22 protein-coding genes are annotated in these 17,020 nt (G+C 61.2%); 11 read left to right on the forward strand and 11 right to left on the reverse strand.

From position 1 onward, the window contains the following. Nucleotides 1-9: 9 nt before the first annotated feature. A complete protein-coding gene (locus E0H22_RS17510) occupies nucleotides 10-2,496 on the reverse strand; it encodes a putative bifunctional diguanylate cyclase/phosphodiesterase (RefSeq protein WP_233022268.1) in 2,487 nt (828 codons plus the stop codon). Between the two features lie 454 nt (nucleotides 2,497-2,950). After that, nucleotides 2,951-3,925, reverse strand: coding sequence for a hypothetical protein (locus E0H22_RS17515; RefSeq protein WP_233022269.1), 975 nt, complete (start codon nucleotides 3,923-3,925; stop codon nucleotides 2,951-2,953). Between the two features lie 324 nt (nucleotides 3,926-4,249). Here E0H22_RS17515 and E0H22_RS17520 point away from each other — a divergent pair, with 324 nt between their 5' ends. Then, nucleotides 4,250-5,317, forward strand: coding sequence for a patatin-like phospholipase family protein (locus tag E0H22_RS17520; RefSeq protein WP_233022270.1), 1,068 nt, complete (start codon nucleotides 4,250-4,252; stop codon nucleotides 5,315-5,317). Nucleotides 5,318-5,333: 16 nt separating this feature from the next. Here the strand turns inward: E0H22_RS17520 and E0H22_RS17525 are convergent, their stop codons facing one another. The 3 genes from E0H22_RS17525 to E0H22_RS17535 form a co-directional block, all read right to left on the reverse strand. Then, the gene (locus tag E0H22_RS17525; protein ID WP_233022271.1) at nucleotides 5,334-5,762 is read right to left on the reverse strand and encodes a CBS domain-containing protein; all 429 of its coding nucleotides are present in this window, start codon (nucleotides 5,760-5,762) and stop codon (nucleotides 5,334-5,336) included. A gap of 233 nt (nucleotides 5,763-5,995) precedes the next feature. Further along, a complete protein-coding gene (locus E0H22_RS17530) occupies nucleotides 5,996-6,772 on the reverse strand; it encodes a rhomboid family intramembrane serine protease (protein WP_233022272.1) in 777 nt (258 codons plus the stop codon). 114 nt (nucleotides 6,773-6,886) lie between these two features. After that, nucleotides 6,887-7,183, reverse strand: a complete 297-nt coding sequence (locus E0H22_RS17535) for a PepSY domain-containing protein (RefSeq protein ID WP_233022273.1) — start codon at nucleotides 7,181-7,183, stop codon at nucleotides 6,887-6,889. Between the two features lie 134 nt (nucleotides 7,184-7,317). Here E0H22_RS17535 and E0H22_RS17540 point away from each other — a divergent pair, with 134 nt between their 5' ends. From E0H22_RS17540 to E0H22_RS17575, 8 genes are all read left to right on the forward strand, one after another. Next, nucleotides 7,318-7,572 (forward strand): hypothetical protein, encoded by a 255-nt coding sequence (locus E0H22_RS17540; RefSeq protein WP_233022274.1) that lies wholly within the window; start codon nucleotides 7,318-7,320, stop codon nucleotides 7,570-7,572. A gap of 25 nt (nucleotides 7,573-7,597) precedes the next feature. Then, nucleotides 7,598-7,948 carry a PepSY domain-containing protein gene (locus E0H22_RS17545; protein WP_233022275.1) on the forward strand — a complete coding sequence of 117 codons (351 nt, stop codon included), beginning with the start codon at nucleotides 7,598-7,600 and terminating at the stop codon, nucleotides 7,946-7,948. Nucleotides 7,949-7,951: 3 nt separating this feature from the next. Further along, nucleotides 7,952-8,617: a response regulator transcription factor gene (locus E0H22_RS17550; protein WP_233022276.1), complete on the forward strand. Its 666-nt coding sequence runs from the start codon at nucleotides 7,952-7,954 to the stop codon at nucleotides 8,615-8,617. Continuing rightward, on the forward strand, nucleotides 8,614-9,966 hold the full coding sequence (locus tag E0H22_RS17555; RefSeq protein WP_233022277.1) for an ATP-binding protein: 1,353 nt from the start codon (nucleotides 8,614-8,616) through the stop codon (nucleotides 9,964-9,966). Before E0H22_RS17550 ends, E0H22_RS17555 begins: the two co-directional genes overlap by 4 nt. Before the next feature lie 408 nt (nucleotides 9,967-10,374). Beyond that, nucleotides 10,375-10,932 carry a PAS domain-containing protein gene (locus E0H22_RS17560; RefSeq protein WP_233022278.1) on the forward strand — a complete coding sequence of 186 codons (558 nt, stop codon included), beginning with the start codon at nucleotides 10,375-10,377 and terminating at the stop codon, nucleotides 10,930-10,932. A 130-nt stretch (nucleotides 10,933-11,062) separates the two neighbouring features. After that, nucleotides 11,063-11,677 carry a PilZ domain-containing protein gene (locus tag E0H22_RS17565; RefSeq protein ID WP_233022279.1) on the forward strand — a complete coding sequence of 205 codons (615 nt, stop codon included), beginning with the start codon at nucleotides 11,063-11,065 and terminating at the stop codon, nucleotides 11,675-11,677. A gap of 304 nt (nucleotides 11,678-11,981) precedes the next feature. Beyond that, nucleotides 11,982-12,599 (forward strand): transglutaminase-like cysteine peptidase, encoded by a 618-nt coding sequence (locus E0H22_RS17570; RefSeq protein WP_233022280.1) that lies wholly within the window; start codon nucleotides 11,982-11,984, stop codon nucleotides 12,597-12,599. A gap of 283 nt (nucleotides 12,600-12,882) precedes the next feature. Next, nucleotides 12,883-13,248 carry a hypothetical protein gene (locus E0H22_RS17575; RefSeq protein ID WP_233022281.1) on the forward strand — a complete coding sequence of 122 codons (366 nt, stop codon included), beginning with the start codon at nucleotides 12,883-12,885 and terminating at the stop codon, nucleotides 13,246-13,248. 66 nt (nucleotides 13,249-13,314) lie between these two features. Here E0H22_RS17575 and E0H22_RS17580 read toward each other — a convergent pair whose 3' ends face one another. From E0H22_RS17580 to E0H22_RS17590, 3 genes are all read right to left on the reverse strand, one after another. Further along, a complete protein-coding gene (locus E0H22_RS17580; RefSeq protein WP_233022282.1) occupies nucleotides 13,315-13,506 on the reverse strand; it encodes a hypothetical protein in 192 nt (63 codons plus the stop codon). Nucleotides 13,507-13,740: 234 nt separating this feature from the next. Beyond that, nucleotides 13,741-14,055 (reverse strand): hypothetical protein, encoded by a 315-nt coding sequence (locus E0H22_RS17585; protein WP_233022283.1) that lies wholly within the window; start codon nucleotides 14,053-14,055, stop codon nucleotides 13,741-13,743. 109 nt (nucleotides 14,056-14,164) lie between these two features. Next, nucleotides 14,165-14,473 (reverse strand): hypothetical protein, encoded by a 309-nt coding sequence (locus tag E0H22_RS17590; RefSeq protein WP_233022284.1) that lies wholly within the window; start codon nucleotides 14,471-14,473, stop codon nucleotides 14,165-14,167. A gap of 183 nt (nucleotides 14,474-14,656) precedes the next feature. Here E0H22_RS17590 and E0H22_RS17595 point away from each other — a divergent pair, with 183 nt between their 5' ends. Then, nucleotides 14,657-14,830 carry a hypothetical protein gene (locus E0H22_RS17595; RefSeq protein WP_233022285.1) on the forward strand — a complete coding sequence of 58 codons (174 nt, stop codon included), beginning with the start codon at nucleotides 14,657-14,659 and terminating at the stop codon, nucleotides 14,828-14,830. A gap of 19 nt (nucleotides 14,831-14,849) precedes the next feature. Here the strand turns inward: E0H22_RS17595 and E0H22_RS17600 are convergent, their stop codons facing one another. Both E0H22_RS17600 and E0H22_RS17605 read right to left on the reverse strand, forming a co-directional pair. Then, nucleotides 14,850-15,380, reverse strand: a complete 531-nt coding sequence (locus tag E0H22_RS17600) for a gamma carbonic anhydrase family protein (protein ID WP_233022286.1) — start codon at nucleotides 15,378-15,380, stop codon at nucleotides 14,850-14,852. A gap of 74 nt (nucleotides 15,381-15,454) precedes the next feature. After that, complete coding sequence (locus E0H22_RS17605; RefSeq protein WP_233022287.1) at nucleotides 15,455-15,790, reverse strand: DUF6949 family protein; 336 nt, start codon at nucleotides 15,788-15,790, stop codon at nucleotides 15,455-15,457. Between the two features lie 236 nt (nucleotides 15,791-16,026). Here E0H22_RS17605 and E0H22_RS17610 point away from each other — a divergent pair, with 236 nt between their 5' ends. Continuing rightward, nucleotides 16,027-16,734, forward strand: coding sequence for a hypothetical protein (locus tag E0H22_RS17610; RefSeq protein WP_233022288.1), 708 nt, complete (start codon nucleotides 16,027-16,029; stop codon nucleotides 16,732-16,734). Nucleotides 16,735-16,740: 6 nt separating this feature from the next. Here the strand turns inward: E0H22_RS17610 and E0H22_RS17615 are convergent, their stop codons facing one another. Further along, nucleotides 16,741-16,959: a DUF3126 family protein gene (locus E0H22_RS17615; RefSeq protein ID WP_233022289.1), complete on the reverse strand. Its 219-nt coding sequence runs from the start codon at nucleotides 16,957-16,959 to the stop codon at nucleotides 16,741-16,743. Nucleotides 16,960-17,020: the final 61 nt, after the last annotated feature.

The following is a 17,020-nucleotide window of genomic DNA, read 5'->3' on the forward strand; positions in this document are numbered from 1 at the left end:
ATACGACTCTCACGCTGCCTGTGTCGCGCAGGAGCCGAACTTCTCGAGCAGTGCGCCAAGTTCGGCCGCCGGCTTCGCGGCGCTGAACAGATAGCCCTGCACTTCGTTGCAGCCCTCGGCGCGCAGCCGTTCGAGCTGCTCCATCGTCTCGACGCCTTCGGCCGTCGTGGTGATGTTCAGGCTGCGGCCAAGACCCGAGATCGCGCGCACGATCGCCATGCAGTCCGGCCGCTCGACCAGATCCTTCACGAAAGAACGGTCGATCTTGATCTTGTCGAACGGGAAGCTACGGAGATAGCTCAGCGACGAATAGCCGGTGCCGAAATCGTCCATCGAGATGCGAACGCCGAGCGCACGAAGCTGATGCAGCGTGGCAATATTGGTTTCGGTCTCGGCAAGGAACACCGACTCTGTGATTTCCAGTTCCAGCCGATGCGGCGAGAGACCCGAATAGGCCAGCGCCGCAACGACGACCTGGACGAGATTGCGGCTGCGGAACTGCACCGGCGAGAGATTGACGGCAATCTTCACATCGTCTGGCCATTTGGCAGCTTCGGCGCAGGCACTGCGCAGCACCCATTCGCCGAGCGTCACGATCAGGCCGATATCCTCGGCGACGGGAATGAAGTCGGCTGGCGAGATCATGCCCTTATCGGGATGCTTCCAGCGCAGCAGGGCTTCGAAGCCGACAATGCGATCGGCGTCGATGTCCACCAATGGCTGATAGTGTAGTTCGAAGTCGCCGTCCGCGTAAGCGCTGCGCAGGTCGAGTTCCATGTCGCGGCGCTTCTGCGCCTGACGATCCATCTCGCGCTCGAAGAAATGATGCACATTGCCGCCTTCGGCCTTGGCGCGATACAGCGCCATATCGGCATTGCGCATCAGCTCCTCGCTCGTCGTGCCGTCGCCCGGCGACAGCGCGATGCCGATGCTGGCGCCGATGACAACTTCGAGATCGTCGCCCATATCGTACGGAGCGCTAACCGCCTGAATCAACCGAGCTGCAAATTCATTGACCTCGTTCAAGGTCACATCGGACGTCAGCACGACGGCAAATTCGTCGCCGCCAAGGCGGGCAACGAGATTGTTGCCACGGACTTCGCCGCGCATGCGTTCGGCGACCTGCTTGAGGAGGCGATCGCCGGTCGGATGACCGAAGGAGTCATTGACGTTCTTGAACAGGTCGAGATCGATACACAGCACCGCGACATGGCGATCGGGATCGTGATGATCCAACGCCTGCGCGAGACGTTCCTGATAGAAGACACGGTTGGGAAGATCGGTGAGCGCATCGTGATGCGCCATATGTGCGACTCGCGCTTCGGCCTTGCGTCGCTCGGTGATGTCCACGATCGCGACGAGAAAGCCCTCGCGATCGTCGAACACGACACGGCGGCCATAGGTCAGAACCTGAATCTCGGTTCCGTCGGCCTTGATGTGGCGCCAGTTCCGATCGGATTGATAGCTGTCGCCATGCTGCGTCAGCGCACGCGTATGTGCCTCCCATTCGTCGCGGGGCCAGATCTCCCTCAACCCCATGCGCAGGAAAGCTTCCCGTTCATAGCCGTAATGCGCGATAGCAGCATCGTTGACGCTGAGAAAGCGCATGGTCTCGGCCTCGAACACCCACATGGGCATCGGATTTCCGTCGAACAGCAATCTGAACGAAGCATCGCGCCGCTTGATTTCCGTGATGTCGGAAACGGTCAGCGACACCAGATCGCCGAAGGCGGTGGCGGTGAGACGCAGATTGCGTTCGTCGCTATCGATCTCGAGACGGCCGCTGGCTTCCGAGCCGTTCGTCTTCTCGGCGATCATCGACAGCAACCAGCGCGTGACATCGGGCAGACACAGCGCGTGGCCGCCCTCGCTCAGCCTGCGCCATTGCAGATCGGGTGCCGCGACTTTCAGGAGACGGGCTGCGCCTTGATTATGATGCACAATCTGGAAATCGAAGGCGCGGTTGGCCGAATTCCGGATTGCCGCGAGCGAGACGATGCCCTCGTCGGTGGAAGAGAAGATCGCATCCACCAGATTGTAGCGCGGCCCCTGTTCGTTGATATAGGCGCCCACAAGCCTGATGCCCCAACGCGACGCGGTCGGCAGCGCCAGAATGTCGTAGGTCTGGACGAGGCCATCGCGCACGCAATGCGTCGAAGCGAGATGCGGCCGTCCCGTCTGCAGCGCGCAATTGGCCGCCTCGGTCAATGCCCTTGCGCAATCCGGCGGCACGACATCGAGCGGAATGTCCCAACGCTCGTCGCCCAGCCATTGCTGGACATAGCGCCCGCTGCGGGAGATTTCGTAGCCGTCGCCCCGGGATTTCAGCAGCACGATGTGATCCGCCATACGGCCGAGGCTGCCGAGCATCACCTCTTCGTAGCCGGGAAGCATCTGGCCCGGCCGCACGGCCGCCTGCCACTTGCGTTGCAACGCTGGGATATCGTCGAAAACTTTGACGTCCGTACTGGCAGACAACTTCTCGGCCGCGATCACGACACATCCTTGCGAAACTTGTAGCGGTATCCGCTATTCAAGGGCTGCTGCTTAATGCCGTGTAAATGTTTCGCGGTTGGAGGCTGCGACGCAGTCATGCCACGACGGAAACTCGCGCGATGGTTAGTCCGCGATTCACAACAATGACAGTGGAATGACAGTTCACTCGCATTCGATGCGAATGCGCGGATATCGCAGCAACCAGGACATAGACTCACCGGAGGAGCCGCGCAGCGGCGTCTCGAAGGATGGCCGCGCACTCTGAGCCAAGCTAGCTCATGGTTCGAGATGGCGCTGTCAGCGGCGTAATTGCGCCGCTAGGCCTCCTCAGACTGAACGCAACTGCGTTCAGGCTGAAGGGCCTCACGCCTTACGAATACACCTGCAAATGCAGGACGTCCCGGCTATAACGATTCAGGCTCAATCCGCTCCAGCAAATGCCGGGACTAAACAGCTAGCGCGCGATCACTTCGATTTCACCATCGACGCCGTTGACGACGTTGAACGGCTTCTCGAATACCTTGCCCTCGTTCTTGGCGATGGCACGATACTCGCCTTCAGCCAGCGTCACCTTTGGAAAGGCGCCGATGGATTCCTTGATGACATCGCCGGCCGGTGTGATCACGGACCATGCGGTATTGGCGAGCGCCTCGCCTCCCTTGTCGCTCACCAGCTTCATGGTGATGACAGCGGCGCGGTGCGTGACGGTGACATCGGTAAGCTTGCTCGCCTGCACGCGGATGTCCGAACGCACCACCGAATTGGCATCGCCGTAATTGGAGACGATATAGTAGGTCCCTTCCGGCATCATCACGACGTCGCCGGCAGCGACATTCGGCAGCAGCGGTGAGCGCTCGCCACCGTCGAACTGGCTGCCTTTGTAGATCGCAAAAGAGATCTGGTTAGATGGGATCTTGCTGGAGCCGACGCGTCCTTCGATACGCAGTCCGCCGGCCGGAAGCAGAAAGGCCTCGCGATCGACATCGGACTTGATGGTGACGGGCCTGACAGCACTGACGAGGCCAAGCGCCACATGCACCACGTAGCTGCCGGGCGGCAACGGGATGTTCGGGGTTGCGGTGCGGTCTTCCCGCAGCAGTTTGAAGGACCCCGTCTCGTCCGGGCGATCCGAGTAAACACGCCAGACCAGTCCGCCATTGATGGACGGCAGATCCTTGCCGTAGCGCGCGCTGAGGGCCAGCGTGCCTTGAGGAGGCGCGACCGGCGTCTGCACGGGCGACGGCGCCGGGGGCGCGACATTGGCGACGGGGGGCTGCAGCAGAGGAGCGGGCAGCGCAGGCGCCGCCGCGGGCCCGGAAGGCGGGGCCAGACTGATGGCCGGGCCCGAAGGTATGTCCGGAATATTCGCGGGTGGAATCGGGGCCGGACGGTCGCTGAAAAACTGCGCGGCGGCGGGACTGAAAAACATGACTCCATGCGTCAGCACGAGCGCTAGCGCCAAAGCCAGCCGCCCGCCCCGGCCGGATATGTGCAAATCAGGACCCCACGTCGTCATTGACATGCTTTTCAACGAAAACACGGCAAATTCAAGCCTTGACGAAGATACCGCGACGTTCGGGCCAAACCGCCCACGGCCCGCGGCAGCCTCCATGCGAATAGTCCTCCGGGCGTCGATATGCAGTCATATTCGGGGCCTAAGTGTCGGATACATCGCGTAAATGATGAACGGTCGATCGTCTGGCATGATGGCGTCGTTACGCCTAGAATGGCTGGGAACGTTGGGAGTTTTCGTGTGCTGGAGTTACTGATGGGGCGCAGCCAGAACGGCGCGAGCGGCCGCGACAAACCGGGTCTCGGCAGCGTTCGCCGACCGGTGGTCGGGCTGGCGCTCGGCGGCGGCGCTGCCCGCGGATTCGCCCATATCGGCGTGCTGCGCACGCTTCTCGCGCATGGCATCGTTCCCAACGTCGTGGTCGGCACGTCTATCGGCGCCGTGGTCGGCGGCTGCTATGCCACCGGCCACCTCGATACGCTCGAAGAATGGGCGCGCGGACTGCAGCCACGTAACATTTTCGGCTATCTCGATATCCGTCTGAACGGATCCGGCCTGATCGGCGGCAACAAGCTGGCCGCCCAGCTCGAAGCCTCCATCGGCGCGCAGCTGATCGAGGATCTGCCGGTGAAATTCGCCACCGTAGCCACGGAAGTGCGCACGGGGCATGAAATCTGGCTTACACACGGTCGTGTGGTGGACGCCATGCGCGCCTCATACGCCCTGCCCGGTATTTTCTCCCCCATCCTGGTCGGCGATCGCTGGCTGGTGGACGGTGCCCTGGTCAATCCGGTTCCCGTCTCCGCGGCCCGTGCGCTCGGCGCCGAAATCGTCATCGCCGTCAATCTCAGCAACGACGTGTTCGGCCATTCGATCACGATCTTCGACCATGGCAGCAGCGCCGAGCCGGCTGAGCCAGCGGTCGAACCGGAAGTGCCGGTGAAGCCGAAGCGCAGCTTCACCAGCTTCTTCTCGGCCGAACGCACCGTGAAACGTGAATTCTTCGGCAGCAGCGAGCGCCCTGGCATCTCCACCGTGATGATCGATGCCTTCAACATCATGCAGGATCGGATCACCCGCGCCCGGCTTGCGGGCGATCCGCCCGACATGCATATCGCGCCGCGCGTCGGCCAGTTCGGCCTGTTCGATTTTCATCGCGCCGACGACATGATCAAACATGGCTCCCGCGCGACCGAGCGGGCCATCGAAGGCATCCAGGAAGCCATCGAGATGCTGGTCCCCGAAGCAGCCAGATCGCCTGCGCCGCCCGTGGCGCAGAAAAAACCGGCTGCTTCGCAGGAGCAGTGATCCCGAACGCGACGGCTCAAGCCGTCCCGATATATTCGCGCAGCGCCTCCTGCTCGTGCTCGTATTCGCTGACGCGCGACTTGACGACGTCGCCGATCGAGATCAGCCCGACCACACGGCCACCATCGAGCACCGGCAGATGGCGGAACTTGCCGTTGGTCATCCGCTCCATGATCCAACCTACCGTATCGGACGGCGAACAGGTCACGACCTTGCGTGTCATCACGGTCCCGACGTCCTCCTCCAGCGCACCGGCACCGCGCTCTGCGATGACGCGCACGATGTCGCGCTCGGAAAAGATGCCTTCGATCTGTTGCTTCGTCATCACCAGAACGACGCCAATCTTCCGCTCGGCGAGCAGCTTGACCACCGAGGATACTTTTTCGCTCGGCGCGACGCTGACGATGTGATGACCTTTACCGTCGAGAATTGCACTAACCAGCATTTGTTTGCCTCCTCACTGACCAGGCGCTTCAAATGAGCACGGTCTTTCGTTCTTGTTCCCAACAAGCGGGTACGGAGGTGGAGCTCGATGGTCGTGCAGATAGGTGATCGAGCCGAACCACCGCTCACGCAGAACGGATTCGGCCTCGGGAGCCGAACCAGCCGGCATGAGTCACCTGTCTAATTTGTAATGATGGGGGAAGTGCACCGCACCCGCAAGATGCGAGGGCGCGTCTAGCGCAAATCCGGCATGTCCGTCGGGGATGGCTCGCGATCGGCGCGTTGCACCCGCGCGATGGGATCGAACAGCGAGAACAGCAGCAGACCGGCGAAAAAGCCGCCGATATGCGCCTGCCATGCAACGGTCGCGCCCTCGCTGCCGACCGCAATCGAACCCATCCCGAAAATAATGTTAACGCCGAACCATACGGCGAGAAAGCCGATCACGCGTGGATCGCGCAGAGCTTGGAAGAGCGGCAGCGCCGGTACGCGCGCCGCCTGGTCGGCATCACCGCGGTTGAACGACAGGAAGCTGCCGCGCACGAACGCAAAGCGGATCGCCGCCGCCATCGCACCGGAGACCGAGGCCGAGGCGCCGATCATGGGCGCAAGTTCGTGCTCGTGGGTGACCAGATGCGCAGCCGCGCCGGCTATCGCCGTCATCGCCATGAACAGGAAGAACCGCACCGCGCCGAAGCGTCGTGCCAGTGCGCTGCCGAACGGCAGCAGCCACAAAATGTTGAAGCCGATATGGCTGAGATTGGCGTGCAGCAGCGAATAGGTGACGAACGTCCAGATCTCCGCCCCGGTCCCGCCCGGGAACGGCATCGACAGCAATGTCTGGTCGTAACGCTTGGGGATGAAGCCGAACAGCTCGATGGTCCAGTATTCCAGATCCACCGGCAGCAGGGCGCGAACGATATGGATGGCCGCGAGCAACCCGATATAGGCCGTCAGCGCGCCCGGCAGGGTCAGGATCGGTTCGCGCGGGGGATTGTCCGATGGGTCCAAGGCGGCAACGGTGGGTAACGGCTCTCGCGAGCGACGCTCCAGATAGGCGGGTTTTGTGCCGCGATGCAAGATGGGGGCATCAACATCCGCCGCCCCATCCGGGCCGCGTCGCGATCAGTTCGAGAACCTGTCATTTCGCCATTTCGACGATTTGACAATTTCGCCAGACCCCGGATCCACCCGCACCTCAACTTCGGCGCCGTTGCGGTCGAAGCCCTCGATCTCCCAGCAGCCCTTGCTGCGCTTGGCCTTCTTGACCGAATAACCCAAGGCTTCGGCCTTTTCGATCGCCCTCTCGATCGAAAAGCCTTGTCCAGCTGCAGCCGACTTGCAGGCGACGTCATCGGCGTGGGCGATGTCTACAGCGAGGCCAAGCGAGGCGGCGATCAAAGCGACGGCAGCGTATTTCATGACAATTCCCTTGTGATGTGTTGTGGCACCGTGATGCCACATGGCGGCCGACGGCTTCCTGACACGACCTGTCAGGGAGCCGTCAGCGAGCCATCGGTAGGATCGGGCCACGTTCAACCCATCGGAGGTGTCCCATGTTGCCTGCCATGTTCCTGATTGCCATCACCCTGCCATTGATGGCTGCGGTGGAATTGCGTCTCGACACTTTCGTGATCCTGATGATTCTGGTCTGCGCGGCAGCCGGCTTGACGGCACCGGCCGGCAGAGGTCACGTTGCAGCCAACGCACGCCGGCCAATGGATGCGTCAAACGATCTTGCCAGCGAGACCGATGACACACCACTCAAGAAAACGGCAACGCACATCCGCGAGTCCGCGCTGGCTAGATGAACCACGAGCTTCCCCGGAGCACGCGATGACGATGCGCGCCAGCGTAATCACCCGCAACGGCATATTGATCGGCACCGTACTCGGCGCTCTGATCGCCGGCAGCGTCACGATGCCAAGTGCAATTGCCAAAGATGACAAGTCCGATTGCAAGCGCGCGCAGGACTGTGCCTTGCAGGCACTGAGGAGCGGTGAGATTCGCCCGTTGAACGACGTGCTGGCAATAGCCCGCGACAAACTGCCGGGCGAGATCATCAAGATCGAACTCGATCGCGACGATGGAATCTGGGTCTATGAGATCAAGGTGCTCACCGAATCCGGCAAACGCCGCGAGATCGAAATCAATGCGCAGACCCTCGCGGTCATCAAGATCGACTGAACCATGCGCATTCTGGTGGTAGAGGACGAGCCACGCATCGCAGCAGACATTCGCGGCGGACTGGAAGCTGCGAATTATGTAGTGGAAACGGTCGCCGACGGCAACGAAGCCTGGTTCAAGGGCGAGACGGAAGATTACGATGCCATCGTACTCGATCTCGGCTTGCCCAAACTCGATGGGCTCACCGTACTGCGCCGGCTGCGCGAGGCTGGGATCGCGACACCGGTGCTGGTGCTCACCGCACGCGACGGCTGGCGCGACAAGGTGGAAGGCATCGATGCCGGCGCCGACGACTATCTGGCAAAGCCGTTCCAGATGGAAGAACTGCTGGCAAGGTTGCGCGCGATCACCCGTCGTGCGGCCGGACAAGCTTCGTCCTTGATCAAGGCCGGCCTGCTCGAACTCGACACACGCTCACAAACCGCGACCATCGATGGCCGTTCGCTCGCACTCACGGCGATGGAATATCGCCTGCTCGCTTATCTGCTTCTGCATCGCGGACGCACGATGTCGCAAGGCGAATTGCTCGAACACATTCATGCCGGAGATACCGATCGGGACATCAACGCCGTCGAAGCCATCGTCGCGCGGCTGCGCAAAAAGCTGGGCATTCCCCTGATCGAAACCCATCGCGGTCGCGGCTATTGTATTCCGGCGGAGCCATCGTGAACCCGCGCTCGCTTCTGTTCCGGCTGAGCTGCGCGGCTGCGCTTGCGATCGCCATCGCACTCAGCCTCGCCGCATTCGGGCTTCGAACCATCTTCAATCAGGAGATCGAACGCCGCGCCGCGGCGGAACTCGGTCAGATCGTCGTGGCGCTTGCAGCACAGGTGAAGGTCGACGCGAGCGGGGTGCCCTCGCTGGAAGCGCCGATGTCCGATCCACGTTTCGAGAAGCCCTATGGCGGCCTCTATTGGCAGATCAGTCATGGTGAAAACCGCGCGCGCTCACGCTCGCTCTGGGACTACTCGCTCACCGTCCCGGAAGCGCAGCACGTGGATGCGCGCTGGACCACCGATCTCGCCGGCCCCGATCATGCCAGGCTGCTGGCCGTCGTGCAGACCATCACGGTGACATCCCCATCCGGACCGGATGCCCGCCTGCAGATCGTCGCCGCATTGGACAGAACTGATCTCGCTGCCTCCCAGCAATATCTGTTCAGACTGCTGGCATTGTCTCTGAGCGCGCTTGGCTTCATCCTCATCGTCGCGATGTCGATCTTCATCCGCCTCGCTTTGCGTCCGTTCGACGAACTGCGGAGCGGACTACGGCGCATTCATGCCGGCAGCAGCCGCACGCTCGGTGGCCGTTTCCCGGAAGAAGTGCAGCCGGTGGTCAACGATCTCAACCGGCTGATCGACTTTCAGGATGCCGCATTGGAGCGCGCAAGAACGCACGCAGCCGATCTTGCCCATGGATTGAAAACGCCGTTGGCGGTTCTTGGCGCTGTTGCCAGGCAGGCGCGACACGACGATCGCAGCGAGCTTGCAGATCCCATCGACGAGCAGATCTTGCTGATGGGCAAGCAAGTCGATCGCGTGCTGGCACGGGCGCGAGCCGGTGTCTCGGCCGCATTGAGTCGCGGCGCCATCCCGGTCGGGCCCGTCGCCGACAAGATCGTTCGTGCGTTGCGGCGCCTGCCCGACGATCGCGGTCTGCAATGGGATTGCGCCATCGCTGGCGAAGCCCACTTTCCCGGCGACGAAGGCGACCTCACCGAAATTCTGGCTAATCTGCTCGACAACGCCCGCAAATGGGCAGCGACACGCGTACAGCTCACCGTGACGCAGAACAGCAATCATACCGTACTGCGAGTGGACGACGATGGCCCCGGTCTGCGTGCCGAACAAATGAAACAGATCGGGCGCGGACTGCGTTGGGACGAGAGCCTCCCCGGCACCGGCTTCGGTCTCGCCATCACGCGCGATCTTGCCGAGGCCTATGGCGGACGGATGGAACTGGAACGATCGCCGCTCGGCGGGCTGAGTGTCGCCGTGATCGTGCCTCAGCCGGCCTGACAGCGATCATGTGAAACAAAAAGGGAGAGCCTCTGAGAAAGGCCCTCCCTGGTCTGATCGATCTTCCCGCGCCGGGCGACGTACCATCAGCCAAAAGGCCGACACCCCCACCCCTCCCCGCGCGGTGACCGTCTTGTTTGACGACAACCCTGTGCAAGCGCACGGATCGGACTGCTGGAGACAACCCGCTCCGCTCTGGAGTGAGAGCAGGATACCCGTTGTCCCCCGGCGCGCAAGAATATGGTGAAGATAACGTTAACACCGCAAAGCCGAACCGACTCAGTGGAAAACGCGGTTTCGGCATGGACGCTGCAATGACCTGTCTGCACAACATATAGCGGTCAGCAATGGATGGATTCGGGACAGATTTGTCCCTGATCGCCAGCTTACCGGTCAGGATCAGCGCGCATGAAACATCCTTCGAACCGGAAGTTTTTCGCCTATTGGGACGAAAAGCGCGGTTATGCGCGTGCACCCGATCGCAGCGAGATCGAGCCCGGCCCGATGCGCGAGCTGCTCGGTGACATTTTCGTGCTCGGCTACGACAAGGCCGCCGATTTTCCGTTCCGGGTCGCCGGTACCAGAGTTTGTGCCCTGCTCGGCCGCGATCTGAAGAACAAGCCGTTTCCGGAGCTCTTCACCCTTGCCGGCCGCGGCGAGATCGAGGAGATCATCACCGTCGTCTCCGAGGAATTGCTGGTTGCCGTAGCGGGCATCGCGGCCCATACTGAATTCGGCGACAAGGCTCATCTGGAATTGCTGTTACTGCCCTTTGCGGCACGCGCTCATACGCCCATCAGCCTCACCGGCCTCCTGGCGCCCATGACGCCGTTCAACGGACGCCTCGGGCCGATGCAAGTCACGTCCTATCGTTATCTCGCGCATCAGCCGCAGCGCTTTGTACCGCGCGTGATGCGCAAGCTGCAGGCTGCCCGCGGCCTGATGGTGTATGAAGGCGTCAGCTGACGATATCCGCGCGCGACTTCAGTCCGGCTCTGTCCCAAACGGTCGCGCAAAAGGGGTATATGTAACGCCGCGTTAACCTTGAACGCCTTACGGTCGGTACGAACTTCTCCGCAGGACCGGCCTGACACTGATGGCGCTCGCCCAGACCAAATCGATTCTTCCTTCCGCAGAAGAACGGCGACGTTTCCAGCGCGTAAAGGTCCATTTGCTCGGCCGCTACATGCTGCCGGATCGCCGCGAATTCCCATGCCAGGTTATCAATATGTCCCCCGGCGGCCTGGCCCTGCTCGGCCCAGGCATCGGTCAGGTCGGCGACCGTGTCATTGCCTATCTCGACCATATCGGTCGCGTCGAAGGTAAAATCACACGCATTATCGACAATGGTTTTGCGATGACCGTGGGTGCTACGCCGCGCAAGCGCGACAAGCTGGCCGCGCAGCTCACCTGGCTCGCCAACCGCGACATCCTCAATCTACCAGAAGACCGTCGCCACGATCGTATCGTACCGCGCAATCCGATTGCAGTTCTCACTCTCGAGGATGGCATCCAGATGAATGGCCGCATCATCGACCTGTCGCTGTCAGGCGCGGCCATCGCGGCGGAGAAGCGTCCGCCGGTCAATGCGCAGGTGATGCTCGGTCGCATCCCCTCGCGCGTGGTTCGTCACCTTGACGACGGCTTTGCGCTGGAATTCGCGCATGAGCAGTCGCCGGAGACGTTGGAAGACAGCGTCAACGCACGGTAAACGCGACCGTGTGCAAGTCGCGATTTTGAAGCGTTGCGAGTGCGCTATTTGCAGCAACAGATACCACGTGAGCTGCGACAGGTTAATCCGTGCGGTTAACGCGCAAGATGCTGTACGCAAGCAGCTCCTGATCTTTCAGGACTTCGACGATTAACGCACAAAATTCGATTCAAACCGGATTGCATCGAATTTGAATCAATCTCGCCGCGCATTTGAATTTTAGTCGTCTCAATTGCACTTCGCCGACTTAGCGGCGACGAAAATCCTTCCTGCCAAGGTGGTCCCAACAAAAACGGGGGCCATAATGGCTGGTAACAAGGGGCGTATCACGGGCTTTGTCGTTGCGACAATCCTGTGCGGACTGACTGCATCGGCGTATGCCGCCGGCGAAAGACTCTATGCAAGCATCGGCGACACCACGCGTGCGCCGATTGGTTGGGTTGAATTCTGCTCGGAGAATCCGGGCGAGTGCCGCGGCGGCGCCACGCAGCCCCGCGACATCGTCATCACGCAGACAGCGTGGAAGGATCTTGTGCGCGTCAATCGTTGGGTCAACGAGACGATCAAGCCGATGACCGACATGGATCATTGGGGCGTGATCGAGAAGTGGTCGCTGCCCGATGACGGCTACGGCGATTGCGAAGACTACGTGCTGCTGAAGCGCAAGATGCTGATCGAGGCCGGCTGGCCACGTGAAGCGCTGCTGATCACCGTGGTGCGCGACAAGAAGGGCGACGGCCACGCCGTGCTCACCGTGAAGACCGACAAGGGTGAATACATTCTCGATAATCAGAACGAGAACGTACTGGCCTGGACCGAGACCGGCTACCGTTTCGTCAAGCGTCAGTCGCAAAGCGATCCGAATGTGTGGGTCTCGCTCGGCGACAATCGCCCGGCCGTTGCGACCGCCAGCGCTCGCTGATCACAAGAGAACTTGGAGATACGCGACCCGGTCACATCCCCACCCCTCCCCGTCCCAGACCGGATCGCGCGCGGCCGAACCTCCCCCAAGGTTCGGCCGCAACTTTTATGCGGCCAGTAGATGCCGGTTTTGTGGGTCGCTATCGCGCGGCAATCATTGGCCGGACAGCGGCCGATCCCGCCACCGTGACCCTTCCAAAAAAATGTCGAAGACGCCTTGACGAAAACCGCGCTCGATCTAAATCGATATCCGCCTTTAAACGAAAGGAGTTAGGAGGCCCAACATGACAAATCCTGCCATGTCGATTGATCAGATCCACGCAAATTCCCTCCTCGCCAGCACCTTTAACCATCCGCGGGAGGTCCTCGCGAGCCCCTTCCTGGACGTCGTCCAAAAGCGCTGCGTTTTGGCCACTTGGGCATCCGATGCATTCGCTGTCGAGGGCAAGCCTTGGCTGCGGCGGATTCCCGGATCGAGTCGCGAAATCAGCATCGGTGACATCCTGACCGCACTCCGAGCGCTAGATGGGGACGACGAACCGCCGACAAAGTCTCGGCGAATGCCGCGCCCAGCAAGTACGATGCGCACGCGCGCTATCGGTCAAACAACCTACGAAATAAAACGATTGCGCAGCGATATCCACGTCTAAGCGGTGGCGTGCGGAGCCTGTCTCAACGGCGGGCTTCGCGTTGCCCGAGGGTCAAAGCCCTATGCGCTAGTCTTTGAAATGATGTCGGCTCTGGCTGGCGCTGTCCTGATGCTGCATGCCGACGAGGGTATGCGCCATCGCAACAACGCGCTTCCCGAAGCGTCGCTCCAGCTCGCAGAACATCCAGACGAAAGCCACGGCCAAAGCGCAGACGGTGGCCATGAAGAAGAGCGTAAGATGGGAGATGTCGAGGGTCATGAACACATGCTCGGGCTTGCAAATCGAAACTCGCAACTGACAAACCAGCCGCCCTGACGTCCCCCTCGCGCTTGTCGGCTGCGCTGGCCCCGAACGATGCACAGCTTGGATTGCCGCCACACTGCCCGATTACGACTTTAGTAGCATATTGTTTCCCGATACGTAAGCCCTTGCGCGAAGCGCTCCTCTACCTAGAACACATGGATACCGCCGCGCATGTGCGGTGCCGGAGAATTATTCGCAGACTTCAACCCGACGAACGCGCCAACCTTTCGCGGTACGCACGCGCTGATTGGCCAAGCGGCAGCCACCCAGATCTTCATACCGGTAGATCGAGGGGTAGCCATACCCGTATCCATAATAGGGGCCGTAGTAGCCGGGATACCCCAAACCAAAACCGAAACCGACGCCGCGATAAAAGCCGCCGTGTCGGAAGCCACCGCCGTAAAATCCGCCATGAAAGCCACTGCCATGGGCTGGGGCTGCGGTTGGGGCTGCAAGCGCGAGAAGCGCGATCGCCATGATCCCGAACATCGTCTTGCGTAACATTGCCGTTCTCCGTCCGACGGCCATGCACCGTCACGGAGACCTATGTAGCTATCGCGCGCGGATTGCGGAATTCGCCAAGCCTCAATTGTTCGCGACCGTTTCCCCGAAATCAGCAGCCCTTGCAGATATTCTTCACCCTGCGATCGACTTCGCGATCCTGCTTGTCGACCTGATCGTTCCCGGTGGTCGGCTTGCCCTCATAGGACTGCTGGCCCGTGCTGGCACCGGTCGTGATAGCGGCCGGCGGACGGCCCCCGGTCGCATTGGCAGTGCCTGCGCTGTTCGTGCCGGCAGTGCCGCCTGTCGCACCACCACCCGCGCCGCTGGTCTGCGCCAATGTTGCGGACGGTGACAGCAGCCAAACGGCTGCGGCACTTGCGATGAATGTCCTCACCAGGGATTTCGAGATGTGAGCCATGAGCGTTTCCCTTTCCGAAAGGCAACGACAGTTGGCCGCACCGGTTCCTGGATCCGGAACGAAAGCCTGTCGGACCGCTTGTCCCGGCGTCAGCTGGATGCAGCTTGGCAGATCGCTGGACGAAATTCCACGCACGTGCCGATCCAGCGAATAAGCCTGCATCGGCAACAAGGAGGCGCCCTGATGCCAAACGAGTCCCACAGAGATCCGTTCGTCGAGGGCGAACGTGCCGCGCGGAAGAACATCCCCGCCGAAGGCAATCCGTATCAGGACGGAACGGAGGATTTCGCACTCTGGAGCGCAGGCCACGAGCGCGTGGCGAGTGCGATGGAAGCTCGGGAGTCGGAAGGCACCTGACCTGCCGGCTCCGTCTGCCTCAGCCGATCTTCTTCATGCCCTGCTTGAAGCGCGGACCGTTTGCCGCATAGAAGCGCGCTGCACTGCCCATGGCCGTCACCTGCTCGGGCGACAGAGTGCGAATGACGCGCGCAGGCGAACCGATGATCAGCGAATTCTCCGGATATTCCTTACCCTCGGTGATCACGGAGCCGGCGCCGACAATGCTGTTTTTGCCGATGCGCGCGCCGTTCATCACGATCGAGCCCATGCCGATCAGTGCGCCATCCTCGATGATGCAGCCGTGCAGGATCACATTATGACCGATGGTGCAGTTCTTGCCGATGGTAAGCGGAAAGCCCTTGTCGGTGTGGCACGTGCAGTTGTCCTGAACGTTCGAGCCCTCGCCGATCTCAATCCATTCATTATCGCCGCGCAGCACGGCGCCGAACCAGACGCTGGCTTGCGATTTGAGACGAATCTTGCCGATCACGTCGGCGGTATCGGCGATGAAGTAATTTCCGTCCGCCGGAAGATCCGGGCCCTGTCCGTCAAGTTCGTAGATTGCCATGAGTGCGTTGTCTCCCTGTGCGGATCACACTGCACGAAGCGGTAGACGGAGACCAGTGCGCGCGCAAGCGAGCCTCATGCGCCGGCGATAATACCGAGTGCCTGCAGCGTCAGCACGATAAAGGTGCCGGACATCAAGCTCCAGAAACCGGCAATGACGGTGGCGATCATCACGAACTGGAAGCGATGCGGCTCCGGGACGCCGGAACGCAACGTGTTCCGCATGATGATGAAGGGCGCCGTGAAGACCAGCAACGGGACGGCGGCAAAGCTTTCCGGCGTCGGCCCCTGTTGCAGCAGGGCAAAGCTCGGCGGCCTGCTGGCCAATGTCTGATAGGCGCTGGCGACCGCGCCGGCGATGGCAAAGCCAATGGCGATCTGAATGAAACAGTTCAGGGCGATCGGAGACATAAGCGGGTCTTTTTGGGGCAACTGGATCTAGTTGCCTCTACTGTACCCGTATTGCGCCCTAACGTCCCAGTAACCTTAAGACATCGTTAACACGAGGCCTGTCCTCGCGCGCGTACACGGCAGGTGGAGGCTTCATCCAGGGGCAGCGAGCCGTTAACCATTCAAGGGCATGGTCGACCAGTTGATTCGCCTGCGGAGAACCGTGGGCTTGTTGAGTGGTAGTTGCTTACGCGCGCATGTCCCTGCTGTTCCCGACCCACCCGACGACGCGGCCACGCCGCCGCCAGCGCCGTCACAATCATCTTATGCCGTTTCTGTTTGGTCTTGGCCTCGCTGCCCCTGCTGTCGCGGTGGTTGCCTATCTCCTGTGGCCGACATGGCAAAGCGAAAAACCTGACGATCCCGACCGCATCCCGGTGAGTGTCGGCTCCACGTTGTTCAACGTTCCGACCCATGCCTTCCGTCGCAAAGTACAAAAGCATTCCGGCCCACAGGAGCGCGTCGATCTCAGCTATGTCTATCCGTCGCTGGAGGCCAGCGAGACGCCCCGTCATGTCACGAGGGAAAATTTCGACGAGCACGTGCAACCGGTCGATCGCATCTTCCTGTCGATCTCGGCGCATCACAATGCGACATCACCGGATGCACGCCTGCGCACGATCTATCCGCTCTATGCGGCTCAGGCATCGCGCAATGCAGACGGGCTGACCATTCAGCCCTTCCACGACTATACGCCCTATGCGAGCGAGGACCTTTTTCTCGGCAGCGCGCCCGCATTGGTCGCGCGCTGCACGCGGGATGCCGCGACGCCCGGCATGTGCATGAGCGAACGCCGCATCGGCGGCGCCGATCTCATTTTTCGCTTTCCGCGCGCTTGGCTCGACGACTGGCGCACGGTCGCTGACGCAATGGACCGCCTGTCGGCCCAGCTTGGCGGAACGTAATCCGACTTACTCGCTGTCAGCGAGATCTTCTTCCAGAATCGCCATTTGAAACTGGAAGGAGCGATCGTCATCCTCGTCGTCGACGAACAGCACACCGACGAATTCCTCGCCGATATAGACTTCCGCAGAGTCGTCCTTCTTCGGGCGCGGCACGACGCGAATCTTCGGATTGCCGAATACGCGCTTGAGATAGGCGTCGAGCTTTCTGACTTCCTGAACGTCCACAGGCGTCTCCAATGCAGGTGATGTGGGATGAGCTGATGGAGAACGTTTAATCCCAGATGAC

The organism is Rhodopseudomonas boonkerdii (genome assembly GCF_021184025.1).
Taxonomy (GTDB): Bacteria; Pseudomonadota; Alphaproteobacteria; order Rhizobiales; family Xanthobacteraceae; genus Tardiphaga; species Tardiphaga boonkerdii.